General features: G+C 47.0%; 1 protein-coding gene. It reads left to right on the top strand.

The features are described from left to right. Nucleotides 1-829: exodeoxyribonuclease V subunit beta (locus tag A3756_RS22950; protein ID WP_197481479.1), on the top strand; the 829-nt coding region annotated here is incomplete at both ends.

Raw genomic sequence — 829 nt, 5'->3', positions numbered from 1 at the left:
TGCTTATTGGTGACCCTAAGCAAGCAATCTATGCTTTTCGAGGCGTGGATATCGCCACCTACCTCAGAGCTAAGCAGGATATTGACAAACACCCGCGTTGCCACCAGTTCACAATGGATACCAATTGGCGTTCTTCGCCTGAGATTGTCACAGCAGTGAATCAGGTATTCCAGCGCGAATCGAATCCATTTATCNCAGAAGACATCCCTTTTAACGCTGTAAACGCGGCGAAGAGTACACCCGAGCACTTGCGTGGTCAGCCTGCGTTTTGCATCACTCAAGTAAGACCNGAAGGACGTGATATAAAAGCGATGACCTCCATACTTGCCGATCATTGCGTCCAACAAATTCTTGCATTGCTGACTGAAGGAAAGGCCGCTTACTCAGACATTGCCGTATTAGTTCGTTCAGGAAAAGAGGCCGAGCTAGTTAAGCAACGCCTTGCACGCTATGGCTTAAGTGCAAGCTACGAAGGCAAGAGCAATATTTACGATAGTGAAGAAGCGCAGGCCATTTATCGCTTGCTTGCAGCGATAGCAGAGCCGGGTGATGAGTATCTGCTAATGAGCTGTCTGTCTGAATTATTCTTTTGCATCGACGACGAACGCCTCTTGGATATTCGAAATAACGATAGTGTTTTGGAGTATTATCTCGAACTGTTTAATGACTTGCATAAATGTTGGAATCGCCATGGAGTCTTAGCCGCGATACGTGACGCTATGAGTCGCTTGGGTGTCTATGCATCTTGGCACCAGGATGCCTCACAGTTCCAGGACTGGGAAAGACGCCTTAGTAATGTTAATCAGCTAGCGGAGTTATTACAAAGTCA

This window comes from Oleiphilus sp. HI0086 (assembly GCF_001635225.1).
The sequence above is the reverse complement of the archived record's forward strand: the minus strand, read 5'-3'. Positions and strand labels throughout refer to the sequence as shown.